This window comes from Nocardioides dokdonensis FR1436 (genome assembly GCF_001653335.1).
GTDB classification, from domain to species: Bacteria; Actinomycetota; Actinomycetes; order Propionibacteriales; family Nocardioidaceae; genus Nocardioides; species Nocardioides dokdonensis.
Genome location: NZ_CP015079.1, coordinates 3,119,643 through 3,134,176 on the forward strand (window position 1 = coordinate 3,119,643; position 14,534 = coordinate 3,134,176).

The window sequence follows — 14,534 nt, forward strand, 5'->3', positions numbered from 1 at the left end:
CCCATGAGTGCCAAGATCCGCCCGCTGAGCGGGTTCCCCGAGCTGCTGCCCGCCGCCCGCGCGGTCGAGCGCGAGGTCATCGCCTCGCTGTCGCGCACCTTCGAGCTGCACGGCTTCACCAACATCGAGACCCGTGTCGTCGAGCCCCTGGACCGGCTCGCGAAGGGCGGTGAGATCGACAAGGAGATCTACGTCCTGCAGCGCCTGCAGCAGGGCGGGGAGACCTCCGAGGCCGAGCTCGGCATGCACTTCGACCTGACCGTGCCGTTCGCCCGCTACGTGCTCGAGCACGCGGGGCACCTGGAGTTCCCCTTCCGGCGCTTCCAGATCCAGCCGGTCTGGCGGGGGGAGCGACCCCAGGAGGGCCGCTACCGCCAGTTCACCCAGGCCGACGTCGACATCGTGGGCCGCGACGTCCTGGACTTCCACCACGACGTGGAGGTGATGCGGGTGATGGTCGAGGCGCTGGACGCGCTCCCGGTGCCCGCGCTGAGCTTCCAGTTCAACAACCGCAAGCTGATCCAGGGCTTCTACCGCGGCCTGGGCGTGCCCGACGTGACCGCGGCCATCCGCACCATCGACAAGCTCGACAAGCTGCCGGGCGAGAAGGTCGCGGAGCTGCTGGTCAGCGACGCCGGCGCGACGCCGGAGCAGGCCGAGCGCTGCCTGGCCCTGGCCACGATCCGGGTGCCCGACACCTCCTTCGTGGAGCAGGTGCGCGCGCTCGGGGTCACCGACGACCTGCTCGACGAGGGGCTCGCCGAGCTCGCCGCCGTCATCGAGGGCTGCTCCGCGGCCGAGCGTCGCCACGTCAGCGTCGAGGCCAACCTGCGGATCGCGCGCGGGCTCGACTACTACACCGGCACGGTCGTCGAGATCTTCATGGACGGCTACGAGCGGCTGAAGTCGGTCGGCGGTGGTGGGCGCTACGACGCCCTGGCCAGCGACGGCCGCACCACCTACCCCGGCGTCGGCGTCTCCTTCGGGGTGTCGCGCTCGCTGATCCCGCTGCTCGCCGACGGCGTGCTGGCCGGCAGCCGACCGGTGCCCTCGGCGGTGCTCATCGCCGTCACCAGCGAGGACAGCAGGCCCGAGTCCGACGCCATCGCGGCCGCGCTGCGCGCCCACGGGGTGCCTTGCGAGGTCGCGCCCACCGCCGCCAAGTTCGGCAAGCAGATCCGCACCGCCGAGCGTCGCGGCATCCCGTACGTCTGGTTCACCGGCGAGACCGGTCACCAGGTCAAGGACATCCGCACGGGGGAGCAGGTGGACGCAGACCCGGCCACCTGGGCCCCGCCCCACGACGACCTCCGACCGAAGGTCGTCTCCCGCACAGATCAGGAGCAGAACCAGTGATCCGCACCCATGACGCCGGCGCCCTGCGCGCCGAGCACGTCGGCCAGACCGTCACCCTCGCCGGGTGGGTGGCCCGGCGGCGCGATCACGGCGGCGTCGCCTTCCTCGACCTGCGCGAGGCCAGTGGAGTGGTCCAGGTGGTCGTGCGCGACGAGCAGGTCGCCCACCAGCTGCGCAACGAGTTCTGCATCAAGGTCACCGGCGAGGTCGGGCTGCGTCCCGACGGCAACGCCAACGCCAACCTGCCCACCGGTGAGATCGAGGTCGTCACGACCGACCTCGAGGTGCTGAGCACCGCCGCCCCGCTGCCGTTCCCCATCGACGAGCACGTGGAGGTGGGGGAGGAGGTCCGCCTCAAGCACCGCTACCTCGACCTGCGCCGCGCCGGACCGGCCCATGCCCTGCGGCTGCGCAGCAAGGTCAACAAGGCAGCGCGCGAGGTCCTTGACCACCACGACTTCGTCGAGGTCGAGACCCCGACGCTGACCCGCAGCACGCCCGAGGGGGCCCGCGACTTCCTGGTGCCGGCCCGCCTGCACCCGGGCAGCTGGTACGCCCTGCCGCAGAGCCCGCAGCTGTTCAAGCAGCTGCTGATGGTCGGCGGCATGGAGCGCTACTACCAGATCGCGCGCTGCTACCGCGACGAGGACTTCCGCGCCGACCGGCAGCCGGAGTTCACCCAGCTCGACATCGAGATGTCCTTCGTGGAGCAGGAGGACGTCATCTCCTTGATGGAGGAGGTGCTCTGCGCCATGTGGGCGCTCATCGACGTCGAGATCCCGCGCCCGATCCCGCGGATGACCTACGCCGAGGCGATGTCCCGCTTCGGCTCCGACAAGCCCGACCTGCGGATGGGCCTCGAGCTCGTCGAGTGCACCGCGTTCTTCGCCGACACGACGTTCCGGGTCTTCCAGGCCGAGTACGTCGGCGCCGTGGTGATGCCCGGCGGTGCCAGCCAGCCCCGCAAGAAGCTCGACGCCTGGCAGGAGTGGGCCAAGCAGCGCGGCGCCCGCGGGCTGGCGTACGTGCTGGTGGGTGAGGACGGCACCCTGAGCGGTCCGGTCGCCAAGAACCTGAGCGACACCGAGAAGGAGGGTCTGGCCGCGCACGTGGGCGCCGGGCCCGGCGACTGCATCTTCTTCGCCGCCGGGGCGACCAAGTCCAGCCGGGCCCTGCTCGGCGCGGCCCGCCTGGAGATCGGCCGCCGCGGCGGCCTGATCGACGAGTCGGCCTTCGCCTTCACGTGGGTCGTCGACGCGCCGCTCTTCGAGCCCGCCAGCGAGGCGGTCGCCAGCGGCGACGTGGCCGTGGGCGCAGGCTCCTGGACGGCCGTCCACCACGCCTTCACCAGCCCCCAGCCGGAGTTCCTCGAGTCCCTCGAGTCGGACCCCGGGCGGGCCCTGGCCTACGCCTACGACATCGTCTGCAACGGCAGCGAGCTCGGCGGCGGGTCGATCCGGATCCACCGCGAGGACGTGCAGCGGCGGGTCTTCGAGGTGATGGGGATCGGCGAGGAGGAGGCCCAGGAGAAGTTTGGGTTCCTGCTCGACGCCTTCAAGTACGGCGCGCCGCCGCACGGCGGCATCGCCGTGGGCATGGACCGCATCTGCGCGATCCTGGCCGGCGCGGACTCCATCCGCGACGTCATCGCCTTCCCCAAGTCCGGAGGCGGCTACGACCCGCTCACCGCGGCCCCGGCCCCGATCACGCCCGAGCAGCGTGCCGAGGCCGGCGTGGACGTCGAGCCCGAGGACGAGGACGACTCGGACGAGGCCCCGCAGACCCAGGTCTGACCCCTCCTGAGCCGACCGCGACGACCCCCTTCCGCCCTGGAGCGGAAGGGGGTCGACGCGTCTCGGTGGTCGAGACCAGATCGTTACTCCCGAGTGACCGTCGTTGCGGCACCGGTCACATAGAGTCTCGCTCGGCGCGCTGCCAGCGCGTGCCGGGAAGCCCCCGGCGGACCAACCAGATGGGGTGAGCATGTCGTCGGCACAGATGGCCGGACCCGAGAAGCTGGGTCACATGAGCGACGAGCCACCCGGGCCCGACCGCAGCACCAAGAAGGCCAGGTCGATCACCGGCAAGTCGCCGATGCGGATCGCCATGGGCCGCTTGATGCGCGACAAGATCGCCGTCGTGTGCCTGGCCACCGTCGTCTTCTTCGTCCTGATCGCGATCTTCGCCGGGGTGCTGCAGCGACTGTTCGGTGTCGACACCAACACCGTGCTGCCGAGCCAGTTCCTCGACCTCGACGGCATCCCGCGCCCGGAGTACGGCCCGCCGTACGGCGCCTTCACCATGGAGCACCCGTTCGGCATCGCGCCGCGCACCGCGACCGACAACCTCGCCTTCTGGCTCGAGGGTGCGCGCAACTCGCTGGAGATCGCGACCCTGGCCACGATCGTGGCGACCGTCGTGGGAATCACCCTCGGTCTGCTCGCCGGGTTCCTCGGTGGCGTCGTCGACAAGGTGATCTCCTTCATCACCGACTTCTTCCTCACCCTGCCGTTCCTGCTGGCCGCGCTGACCATCGCGCCGATCGTCAGCGAGCGGTTCCGCGACAGCGCCAACTACGTGACCATCCAGGTCGTCCAGCTCGTGCTCGTGCTGGCCTTCTTCGGCTGGATGGGCCTGGCGCGACTGATCCGCGGAGAGGTGCTCTCGCTGCGCGAGCGCGAGTTCATCCAGGCCGCCCGGGTGCTGGGCATGCCCACCCGCCGGGTGCTGACCCGCGAGCTGATGCCCAACCTCGCCGCGCCGATCGTGGTCAGCACGTCGCTGATGCTGCCGGCCTTCGTCTCCGCCGAGGCGGGTCTGGCGTTCCTCGGCATCGGCATCACCTCGCGCCCCTCGTGGGGCCAGACGCTGACGCAGGCCACCAGCTTCTTCAACGACTACTCCCTCTACCTGTGGCAGCCGCTCCTCGGCATCGTGGCGCTCGTGCTGGCACTCAACCTCTTGGGCGACGCAGTGCGTGACGCGCTCGACCCGAAGACCCGTCGCTGACGGGGTACGACGTGTCGCGAATCCTCCTCGCGGCACCATCCAAGCAACGAAAGGCTGGACCATGAGACGGACCAAGCCGCTGGCGGTTGTCGCCGGCGCTGCGCTGTTGACCCTTGCCGCGTGTGGTGGCTCGGGCAGCGGTGGCGACACGAACGCGGACGAGCGCGAGTACGGCGCCGCCTCGGAGACCATCGACAAGGACCCCGAGGCCCAGGGCCCGGCCGAGGACATCGAGGGCGCCACCGCTGGTGGCACCGTCACCGTCTTCCTGCCCGGCGACCCCGGTCCGGACGACCTCGACCCCACCAACGGGTGGTCGGTGACCGGCAACTCGATCCAGCAGGCGCTCACCAGCCGCTCGCTGACCCAGTACAAGCGTGACCCCGAGTCGGAGACCGGCGAGATGATCCTGGTCCCCGACCTGGCCGTCGACCTCGGTCAGCCGAACGAGGACTTCACCGAGTGGACCTTCGAGATCCGCGACGACGCGACCTGGGAGGACGGCAGCCCGATCACCGCTGAGGAGGTCGCCTGGGGCATCAACCGGTCGATGGACTCCGAGCAGTTCCCCTCGGGCCCCGGCACCGAGTACTCGCAGACCTACTTCCTGGGTGCGGGCGAGTACGAGGGCCCCTACACCGACAAGGGCACCGACTGGGAGGGCGTCGAGTTCGACAACGACGCCTCCACCGTCACCATCAAGATGGCCAAGACCTTCCCCGACATGGACTACTGGGGCGCCTTCATGGCGATGGGCCCGGCTCCGCTCGGCAAGGAGAGCCAGCCGCCGGCCTACGGGCAGAACATCAAGTCGAACGGCCCCTACAAGGTCGACTCGTTCCGCCCCGGCGACGAGCTGGTCCTGGTCAAGAACGACCAGTGGAACCCCGACTCCGACCCGGCGCGCCACCAGTACGCCGACAAGTGGGTCTTCAAGTTCAACGCCGACGGCGACCAGACCGACCAGATCATGCTCAGCGACAACACCGAGTCGCAGACCGCGCTGTCCACGCAGCTCGGCTCGAGCAGCTACACCGACGGTTCCGACAAGCTCGGTGACCGCCTGATCCAGCAGTCCTCGCAGTGCACCAGCTTCCTGTACCCCGACTACGAGTCGACGGACCTGAACTGGCGCAAGGCCGTGGCCTACGCCTACCCCTACGAGGACGTGTGGCAGGCCAGCGGCGAGGTGCCGGGCGTGACCCGCGTGCCCGCCAACTCGATCATGCCCCCGGGCATGGCCGGCAAGAGCGACTACTTCGTCGACGGTGAGCAGTTCACCTTCGACCCCGAGAAGGCCAAGGAGCTCCTCGCGGAGTCCGACACGCCCGCCGAGATCTCGATGATCTTCTACGAGGCCGACCCGCTGCAGGTCGCGGCGCAGAAGGTCATCACCGAGGGCTTCGAGCAGGCCGGCTTCAAGGTCAAGGCGACCGGCGTCCAGGAGTCCCCGTACTCCACCTGGACCAACCCGGACGACAAGCTCAACAAGAGCCTGAACCTGCGTGGCGTCAACTGGTGCTCGGACTGGCCCTCGGGCCTGACCATGGTGCCGCCGCTGACGCGCACCGGGGCGACCTACAACACCGGCTTCTTCTCGGAGCAGGCGATGGACGACAAGATGGACGAGATCCCGACCCTGGACCTCGAGGAGCAGGCCGCTGAGTGGGGCGCGCTCGACGAGGCCATGTCGACCGAGTTCTTCCCGATCATCCCGACCGCGTTCCGCAACGACCTGTACGCGTTCGGTACCAAGATCGGCAACCCGTCCGGTGACGGCTCCATCGGTGCCCCGAACTACAAGGACATCTTCGTGATGCAGTGATCGACCTCGTCGATCCGCACCACGTGAGCCCTTCGGTTCACCGCACCACCTGATAGCACGACAGTGACGGGGGCCTCCCGAGACCCGGGGGCCCCCGTCACTTCCCTCCTGCACGGAAGAGAGATCCTCGATGTTCGCCTACATCGTCAAACGGCTCCTGGCCGGCGTCCTGGTGCTGTTCCTGGTGTCCATGTCGATCTTCCTGCTCTTCTGGTACGGCCCCAACGAGCCCGCACGCGTCATGTGCGACACCAAGACCTCCAACCGCTGCAACGCCGAGCGCCTGGACCGGTTCACCGAGGAGCTGGGCTACAACAACGCCTGGTACGCCGAGTACGGCGACTACGTGAAGGGCGTCTTCGTCGGCCGCGACATCACCGTGGCCGCACAGACCACCCGCTGCGACGCCCCCTGCTTCGGCCTGTCCTACAAGAACGGCCAGCCAGTGTGGGAGGACATGAAGGACCGCCTGCCGGCCACCTTCTCCGTCGCCATCGGCGGCGCGACCCTCTACCTCCTGCTCGGAGTGCCACTAGGGGTGGCGGCCGCGCGAAGACGCGGCACGGTGCAGGACAAGGCGCTCGTCTCCTCCTTCCTGTTCCTCAGCTCCGTGCCGTACTACCTGTTCGCCCTGCTGACCTGGCTGTTCTTCTCGCTGAAGTGGGAGGTCCCGTTCATCGGCAACACCGGGTACGTGCCCTTCACCGACTCACCGACCGCCTGGTTCGGCGGTCTCGCGCTGGCCTGGATCTGTCTGGGCATCTTCGGGTGCACGCAGTACACCAGGTATGCGCGAGGTGCCATGGTCGAGGCGTTGAGCGAGGACTACATCCGCACCGCCAAGGCCAAGGGCCTGCCCGCCCGCACGGTCGTCTACAAGCACGGGCTGCGCGCTGCGCTCGTGCCGATCGTGACGATCTTCGGCATCGACTTCGGCACCCTGCTGGCCGGCACCATCTTCACCGAGCGCATCTTCGACATCGAGGGCATCGGGCTGTGGAGCCTGCGCGCGGTGGTCCAGCGCGACCTGCCGATCGTCTCGGCCACGGCGCTGTTCAGCGCCGTGATCCTGATCACGGCCAACCTGATCGTCGATGTCATCTACTCCGTCCTCGACCCGAGAGTGAGGCTGTCGTGAGCGACGCCGAACCGTTCCTCGTCGTGGAGGACCTCACGGTCCGCTTCCCGACCGAGGACGGCCTCGTCACCGCCGTGCAGGACCTGAGCTACACGGTCCGCAAGGGTCAGACCCTGGGCATCGTGGGCGAGTCCGGCTCCGGCAAGTCGGTCTCGTCGATGGCCGTGCTGGGGCTGCACGACGCACGCACCGCCCGGATCACCGGGTCCATCCGCGTCGACGGCCAGGAGGTCGTGGGCATGAGCGAGTCGGGGCTGCGCAAGCTGCGCGGTCGCCAGGTCGCCATGATCTTCCAGGACGCCCTCGCCGCGCTGCACCCCTTCTACAAGATCGGGCCGCAGCTGGCGGAGGCCTACCTGGTCCACCATCCCAAGGCGACCAAGCGCGAGGCCCGTCGCAAGGCCATCGAGATGCTCGACCGGGTCGGCATCCCGCAGCCGGACCGCCGGGTCGACGACTTCGCGCACCAGTTCTCCGGTGGCATGCGCCAGCGCGCGATGATCGCGATGGGCCTGATCAACGACCCGTCGCTGCTGATCGCCGACGAGCCGACGACCGCGCTCGACGTCACGGTGCAGGCCCAGATCCTCGACCTGCTCCAGGACCTGCAGAGCGAGTTCGACTCCGCGGTCATCATCATCACCCACGACCTGGGTGTGATCGCCGAGATGGCCGACGACGTCCTGGTGATGTACGCCGGTCGCGGTGTGGAGTACGGGCCGTGCAAGCAGATCCTGACCCGGCCGCAGATGCCCTACACCTGGGGTCTGCTGTCGTCGGTCCCGGACGTCACCGGTGACACCGACTCCAAGCTGATCCCGATCCCCGGCAACCCGCCGAGCCTGCTCAACCCGCCGACCGGGTGCGCCTTCCACCCCCGCTGTGTGCACAGCGACAAGGTCGGAGGGGACCTGTGCCGGACCACGATGCCCCCCTTCGAGGAGGGGACCGCGGGCCCGGGGCACCTCAAGCGCTGCCACCTGCGCGACCCCGAGGTGATCTTCGAGCGGGAGATCCTGCCGGTCATCGCCCCCGAGCTGCTCGAGGAGAGCTGATGTCGAACATCAACCTGGACACCGACCCCGAGCGCAACCCGGCGAACCCGGAGACCAAGCACGCCGCGGAGCTGGCCGGCCCCGACGACCAGACGAAGCTCACCTTCGCCCAGCTCGCCGCCCAGGGCCACGGGGCGACCCGGCTGAACCCGGACGCCGAGGCGGTCCTGTCGGTGGACGACCTGAAGATGTACTTCCCCGTGAAGTCCTCGGGCGTCGTGCGCCGCACCATCGGCCACGTGCAGGCCGTCGACGGCATCAGCTTCGAGGTGCCCCGCGGCGGTTCGCTGGGCCTGGTGGGGGAGTCGGGGTGCGGCAAGTCCACCACTGGTCGCCTGATCACCCGGCTCTACGAGCCCACCGGTGGGGCGATGTACTTCGGCGAGGACCGCGTCGACCTCGCGAAGCTCTCCAACCGCGCGATGAAGCCCTACCGCCGCGACGTGCAGATGATCTTCCAGGACCCCTACACCTCGTTGAACCCCCGGCACACCGTGGGCTCGATCGTCGGGGCCCCCTTGGCGGTGCACAAGGTCGTGCCCAAGAACAAGATCAAGGACCGCGTCAAGGAGCTCCTCGAGGTCGTCGGCCTCAACCCCGAGCACTACAACCGCTACCCCAACGAGTTCTCCGGTGGTCAGCGCCAGCGCATCGGCATCGCCCGGGCGCTGACCCTGAACCCCAAGCTGCTGGTGGCCGACGAGCCGGTGTCCGCGCTCGACGTGTCCATCCAGGCGCAGGTCGTCAACCTGCTCCAGGAGCTCCAGGCCGAGATGGACATCGCGTTCCTCTTCATCGCCCACGACCTGGCGATCGTGCGGCACTTCTGCCCCGAGGTCGCGGTGATGTACCTGGGCAAGATCGTCGAGATCGCGGACCGCGAGACGATCTACGGCTCGGCGCACCACCCCTACACGCAGGCGCTGCTCTCGGCCGTGCCCGACGTCAAGCAGGCCGCGATCGGCGGTCGGCGCGAGCGGATCCGGCTCGAGGGTGACGTACCCAGCCCGATCAACCCGCCCTCCGGCTGCCGGTTCCGCACCCGCTGCCACCTCGCCCAGGACATCTGCGCGAAGGTCGAGCCCCCGCTGCTGCAGATCGGGCCCCGCCACAAGGTCGCCTGCCACTTCGCCGGCGAGCTCGGTGACGCGCCGCGAACCCCGGTGACCTCCGGACTGCTCGGGGTCGACGGCCAGGGCAGCCCGGACCCGTCGGTGACCCCCGAGGAGCTCGCGACCGGACCCGGCTACGAGAAGCGCTGGTTCGACGTGAAGTCGAGGCAGATGGTCTCGGCCTGAGCCCCGGCTCCTAGGCTGGCGGGGTGGACGGACTCTTCGACGCCCCGGCCGGGCGCACCAGCGGGGGCGGCTCCCTGGCGGCGACCTCGCACGCCTCGGCGCCGCTGGCGGTGCGGATGCGTCCGCGCACGCTCGACGAGCTCGTCGGCCAGTCGCAGCTGCGCGAGCCCGGATCCCCGCTGCGCCAGCTCATCGAGGAGCAGCGCTCCCTCTCGCTGCTGCTGTGGGGACCGCCCGGCACCGGCAAGACGACGATCGCCGCGATCATCAGCCAGCAGACCGACCGCCGGTTCGTGGAGGTCTCGGCCGTCTCCGCGGGCGTCAAGGAGGTGCGCGCCGCCATCGACGGCGCCCGGGCCGAGCTGGTCGCGACCGGTCGCGAGACCGTGCTCTTCGTCGACGAGGTGCACCGCTTCAGCAAGGCCCAGCAGGACGCGCTGCTGCCCGGGGTCGAGAACCGCTGGGTGACCCTGGTGGCGGCGACCACCGAGAACCCCTTCTTCTCCGTCATCTCCCCGCTGCTCTCGCGCAGCCTGCTGCTGCGGCTGGAGTCCCTGACCGACGCCGACGTGCGGTCGGTGCTCGACCAGGCCCTCGTCGACGAGCGGGGGCTGGCGGGGGAGTACACGCTGGACGAGGAGGCCGCCGACCACCTGGTCCGGCTGGCCGGCGGCGACGCGCGCCGCTCCCTGACGTACCTGGAGGCAGCCGCCGGAGCGGCCCGGTCTCGCGGTTCCCAGGAGGTCGACCTGGCCACCGCCGAGACCGCCGTGGACCAGGCGGCCGTGCGCTACGACCGGCAGGGCGACCAGCACTACGACGTGACCAGCGCCTTCATCAAGTCGGTGCGCGGCTCCGACGCGGACGCCGCGATGCACTACCTGACCCGGATGATGGAGGCCGGCGAGGATCCGCGGTTCATCGCCCGCCGCCTGGTGATCCTGGCCAGCGAGGACGTCGGGCTCGCCGACCCGGGCGCGCTGGGCATCGCCGTGGCCGCGGCCCAGGCGGTGCAGCTCATCGGGATGCCCGAGGCCAAGTTCAACCTGGCGCACGCGACCATCGCGCTGGCGGTCGCGCCGAAGTCGAACGCCGTCACCACCGCGCTGGCCGCGGCGTCCGCCGACGTGCGGGCCGGTCGGATCGGGCCGGTGCCCGCGCACCTGCGCGACGCCCACTACGCGGGGGCCGAGGACCTCGGCCACGGCACCCGGTACACCTACAGCCACGACGAGCCCTACGGCGTCGCGGAGCAGCAGTACGCGCCCGACGTGGTCGCCGACGCGTCGTACTACCGGCCCAAGGAGATCGGAGCCGAGGCCGCCATCAAGGAACGGTGGGAGCGAGTTCGCCGCATCATCCGCGGGCGGTAGGGTCGGGCCCCATGACCGAGCAGTGGAGCGTGCCCGCCTGGGCCCTCGTCGCCACCACCGTCGCCGTGCTCCTGCTGGGTCTGCTCGCCGCCACCGCGCTCGTGTCCGTGGGGCGCGCGCGCCGACGCGCGGCGGCCGAGCTCGACGCCGTGCGCGAGGGCGCCGAGCGGCTGCTGGCCCGGGTCGAGGAGGTCGAGCGTCGACTCCTGCACGAGCGGGGCACGCAGCGCGACGAGCGGGAGTACCTGATCACCCACGTCGGCGAAGGCCCGTCGGTGGCGGACGCTCCCGAGGACGTCCCCACCGTCCCCGCACCCCTCTTCGCCGACATCGTGCTGCGCGAGAGCGCCGTCCAGGCCGCCTCGCTCGCGCACGGCCTGCGCCGGGCCCTGGCCCCCGAGACCCGCCACCGCATCCGGTTCGCGATGCGACGTGAGGTCAAGCGGGCCCGCAAGCAGCGCCGCACGAATGTCCGCGCCGCGCGCCGCGCGGAGCCCGCCGCATGAGCCGCGGGCTCTGGTTCGTGGCCGGAGCCGGCGCCGGGGTCTACGCGATGGTGCGTGGTCGTCGTGCCGCCGAGGCCCTGAGCCCCGACGGGCTGCGCGACCGGGCCGGCGCGGTGGCCCTGGGGGCGCGGATGTTCCGCGACGAGGTCGCCCAAGGTCGCGCCGAGGCGGAGACGGACCTGCGCCGGCGGCTCGCCGCCTCAGATCCACGGGCCCTCGAGAGCCAGCACCAGCACGACACCCAGCACCAGATCCAGCACCACCACCCTGAACAGGAAGGCACCAGCTGATGGAGACCGCGGAGATCCGACGGAGGTTCGTCGCTCACTTCGAGCGTCACGGGCACACGGTGGTCCCCTCGGCCTCGCTGCTGCTGGACGATCCCAACCTGTTGTTCGTCAACGCGGGGATGGTCCCGTTCAAGCCCTACTTCCTGGGCCAGGAGACCCCGCCGTGGCAGCGCGCGGCCAGCGTGCAGAAGTGCGTGCGCACCCTCGACATCGAGGAGGTGGGCAAGACCACCCGGCACGGCACGTTCTTCCAGATGTGCGGCAACTTCTCCTTCGGCGACTACTTCAAGGAAGGCGCGATCCGCTTCGCCTGGACCCTGGTCACCGGCTCCGTCGAGGACGGCGGCTTCGGCTTCGACCCCGAGAAGATCTGGGTCACCGTGCTGCCCAGCGACACCGAGGCCACGCAGCTGTGGCACGAGATCGCCGGCCTGCCGTTCGAGCGGATCCAGGAGCGCGGGCTCGAGGACAACTACTGGAACATGGGCGTGCCCGGCCCGGGCGGTCCCTGCTCGGAGATCTACGTCGACCGCGGCCCCGAGTACGGCCCCGACGGCGGCCCGAACGCCGACGAGGACCGCTTCCTGGAGATCTGGAACCTCGTCTTCATGCAGGAGTCGCTGAGCCAGGTGCGCTCCAAGGCGGACTTCGACGTCGAGGGCCCGCTGCCGGCCAGGAACATCGACACCGGCATGGGTCTGGAGCGGGTGGCCTACCTGCTGCAGGGCAAGGAGAACCTCTACGAGATCGACGAGGTCTTCCCGGTCATCGAGCGCGCCGCCGAGCTCACCGGCCGCACGTACGGCGCCGACCCGGTCGACGACGTGCGGTTCCGGGTCGTGGCCGACCACGTCCGCAGCGCCCTGATGCTCATCAGCGACGGGGTGACGCCGGGCAACGAGGCGCGCGGCTACGTGCTGCGCCGGCTGCTGCGCCGCGCGATCCGCTCCATGCGGCTGCTGGGTTACGACGGGCCGGCGCTGCGCGAGCTGCTGCCCGTCAGCCGGGACCGGATGAAGCTGTCCTACCCCGAGGTCGAGTCCGGCTTCGACCGCATCAGCCGGGTCGCCTACGCCGAGGAGGAGGCGTTCGCCAAGACCCTGCTGGCCGGCACCGAGCTCTTCGACCGCGCGGCCCAGGACGTGCGCGGCACCGGGCAGTCGGCGCTGTCGGGGGCCCAGGCGTTCACGCTGCACGACACCTACGGGTTCCCGATCGACCTCACGCTCGAGATGGCCTCCGAGGCCGGGCTGAGCGTCGACGAGGACGGCTTCCGGGCCCTGATGGCCCAGCAGCGCGAGCGCGCGAAGGCCGACGCCAGGTCCAAGAAGGGCCAGCACGCCGACACCGCCGTCTACCGCGGCGTCCTCGACGAGCACGGCCCGACCGACTGGTTGGCCTACGAGACGCTCGAGACCGAGTCCCGCAGCCTCGCCCTGTTCTCCGGCGGCGCCCCCGTGCCGGTGCTTCGCGCCGGCGAGGTCGGCGAGCTGGTGCTCGACCGCACCCCCTTCTACGCCGAGTCCGGTGGCCAGGCCGCCGACGCGGGCACCATCGAGTTCGACGGTGGCCGCCTCGAGGTGCTCGACGTGCAGCGCCCGGTGCGCGGCCTGGTCGTGCACCAGGTCCGCGTGGTGGAGGGTGAGCTGCCCGCGAGCACGAAGGCGCTGCACGCCCGGGTCGACCACGAGTGGCGCACCGGTGCCCGCCAGGCCCACTCGGGCACCCACGTGGTGCACGCGGCCCTGCGCGAGGTGCTCGGCCCCTCCGCCCTCCAGTCCGGGTCCTACAACCGGCCGGGCTACCTGCGCCTGGACTTCGGCTGGACCAGCGCGCTCAGCCCGGCCCAGGTCCACGACATCGAGCAGGTCTCCAACCAGGCGCTGCGCGCCGACCTGCCCGTCGGGTGGCAGTACATGACGCTCGAGCAGGCCAAGGAGTGGGGCGCGATCGCGCTCTTCGGCGAGACCTACGACGACACCCAGGTCCGGGTCGTCGAGATCGGCGGCCCCTGGTCGCGCGAGCTGTGCGGCGGCACGCACGTGGAGCACTCCTCGCAGATCGGCACGGTCGTGGTCACCGGCGAGGCGTCCGTGGGCTCGGGCAACCGGCGGATCGAGGCCTTCACCGGTGTCGAGGGCTTCGCCTACCTCGCCCGCGAGCGCGACGTCGTCTTCCGGCTCACCGGCCTGCTCAAGACCCAGCCCGACGACCTCGTCGACCGTGTCTCCGACCTCGTCGAGCGGCTGCGCTCGGCCGAGAAGGAGGTCGAGAAGGTCCGGGTGGCCCAGCTGCTCTCCGGTGGAGCGGCGCTGGCCGCCGACGCCCAGCGCATCGGCGGCGTCCACGTGGTGGCCCACCGCGTCGACGGTGCCGGCGGCGGCGACGTGCGCACGCTGGCGACCGACGTCCGGGGACGCCTGCCGCAGGGTGAGCCCGGTGTCGTGGTCGTCCTCGGTGCCCTCGACGGAAAGGTCGCCGTGGTGGCCGCTACCAACGACGAGGCGCGGGCCCGCGGCCTGAGCGCGAACGACCTCGTGCGGGCCGTCGGCCCGCTGGTGGGTGGCAAGGGCGGCGGGAAGGCCGACGTCGCCCAGGGCGGCGGCACCGACACCTCCCGCCTCGACGAGGCGCTGGCGCTGGTCGCGACCGAGGTCTCGCGCACGGTCGGGGCCTGAGGCGGG

At 70.6% G+C, this 14,534-nt stretch carries 11 protein-coding genes; all 11 read left to right on the top strand.

Annotated elements, in window-relative coordinates; translation table 11 throughout:
- The first annotated feature begins 3 nt into the window (after positions 1-3).
- The 11 genes from hisS (at position 4) to alaS (ending at position 14,528) form a co-directional block, all read left to right on the top strand.
- Positions 4-1,356 (top strand): histidine--tRNA ligase, encoded by a 1,353-nt coding sequence (gene hisS, locus I601_RS14745; RefSeq protein WP_068111238.1) that lies wholly within the window; start codon positions 4-6, stop codon positions 1,354-1,356.
- Positions 1,353-3,149 (top strand): aspartate--tRNA ligase, encoded by a 1,797-nt coding sequence (gene aspS, locus I601_RS14750; RefSeq protein WP_068111243.1) that lies wholly within the window; start codon positions 1,353-1,355, stop codon positions 3,147-3,149. The genes hisS and aspS overlap by 4 nt, the downstream gene beginning before the upstream one ends.
- 232 nt (positions 3,150-3,381) lie before the next feature.
- On the top strand, positions 3,382-4,365 hold the full coding sequence (locus I601_RS14755) for an ABC transporter permease (RefSeq protein WP_068115003.1): 984 nt from the start codon (positions 3,382-3,384) through the stop codon (positions 4,363-4,365).
- 61 nt (positions 4,366-4,426) lie between these two features.
- The gene (locus I601_RS14760) at positions 4,427-6,190 is read left to right on the top strand and encodes an ABC transporter substrate-binding protein (protein ID WP_068111246.1); all 1,764 of its coding nucleotides are present in this window, start codon (positions 4,427-4,429) and stop codon (positions 6,188-6,190) included.
- Positions 6,191-6,320: 130 nt separating this feature from the next.
- Positions 6,321-7,328 carry an ABC transporter permease gene (locus I601_RS14765; RefSeq protein ID WP_068111249.1) on the top strand — a complete coding sequence of 336 codons (1,008 nt, stop codon included), beginning with the start codon at positions 6,321-6,323 and terminating at the stop codon, positions 7,326-7,328.
- Positions 7,325-8,383 (top strand): ABC transporter ATP-binding protein, encoded by a 1,059-nt coding sequence (locus I601_RS14770; RefSeq protein WP_068111252.1) that lies wholly within the window; start codon positions 7,325-7,327, stop codon positions 8,381-8,383. Before I601_RS14765 ends, I601_RS14770 begins: the two co-directional genes overlap by 4 nt.
- 188 nt (positions 8,384-8,571) lie before the next feature.
- Entirely contained in the window at positions 8,572-9,681 is a 1,110-nt protein-coding gene (locus I601_RS14775; protein WP_157520588.1) for an ABC transporter ATP-binding protein, read from the top strand.
- Between the two features lie 23 nt (positions 9,682-9,704).
- Positions 9,705-11,054 (top strand): replication-associated recombination protein A, encoded by a 1,350-nt coding sequence (locus I601_RS14780; RefSeq protein ID WP_237089424.1) that lies wholly within the window; start codon positions 9,705-9,707, stop codon positions 11,052-11,054.
- A gap of 11 nt (positions 11,055-11,065) precedes the next feature.
- Positions 11,066-11,560 (top strand): hypothetical protein, encoded by a 495-nt coding sequence (locus tag I601_RS14785; RefSeq protein WP_068111255.1) that lies wholly within the window; start codon positions 11,066-11,068, stop codon positions 11,558-11,560.
- Positions 11,557-11,850 (top strand): DUF6167 family protein, encoded by a 294-nt coding sequence (locus I601_RS14790; RefSeq protein ID WP_068111258.1) that lies wholly within the window; start codon positions 11,557-11,559, stop codon positions 11,848-11,850. Before I601_RS14785 ends, I601_RS14790 begins: the two co-directional genes overlap by 4 nt.
- Positions 11,850-14,528 carry an alanine--tRNA ligase gene (gene alaS / locus I601_RS14795; protein ID WP_068111261.1) on the top strand — a complete coding sequence of 893 codons (2,679 nt, stop codon included), beginning with the start codon at positions 11,850-11,852 and terminating at the stop codon, positions 14,526-14,528. The genes I601_RS14790 and alaS overlap by 1 nt, the downstream gene beginning before the upstream one ends.
- The last annotated feature ends 6 nt before the right edge of the window (positions 14,529-14,534 follow it).

Excerpts from the sequence above, each read along its gene's own strand:
- I601_RS14760 (WP_068111246.1), top strand. The coding sequence starts at position 4,427 with ATGAGACGGACCAAGCCGCTGGCGGTTGTCGCCGGCGCTGCGCTGTTG.
- hisS (WP_068111238.1), top strand. The coding sequence starts at position 4 with ATGAGTGCCAAGATCCGCCCGCTGAGCGGGTTCCCCGAGCTGCTGCCC.
- alaS (WP_068111261.1), top strand. The coding sequence starts at position 11,850 with ATGGAGACCGCGGAGATCCGACGGAGGTTCGTCGCTCACTTCGAGCGT.
- I601_RS14785 (WP_068111255.1), top strand. The coding sequence starts at position 11,066 with ATGACCGAGCAGTGGAGCGTGCCCGCCTGGGCCCTCGTCGCCACCACC.
- I601_RS14765 (WP_068111249.1), top strand. The coding sequence starts at position 6,321 with ATGTTCGCCTACATCGTCAAACGGCTCCTGGCCGGCGTCCTGGTGCTG.
- I601_RS14755 (WP_068115003.1), top strand. The coding sequence starts at position 3,382 with ATGAGCGACGAGCCACCCGGGCCCGACCGCAGCACCAAGAAGGCCAGG.
- I601_RS14790 (WP_068111258.1), top strand. The coding sequence starts at position 11,557 with ATGAGCCGCGGGCTCTGGTTCGTGGCCGGAGCCGGCGCCGGGGTCTAC.
- I601_RS14775 (WP_157520588.1), top strand. The coding sequence starts at position 8,572 with ATGTACTTCCCCGTGAAGTCCTCGGGCGTCGTGCGCCGCACCATCGGC.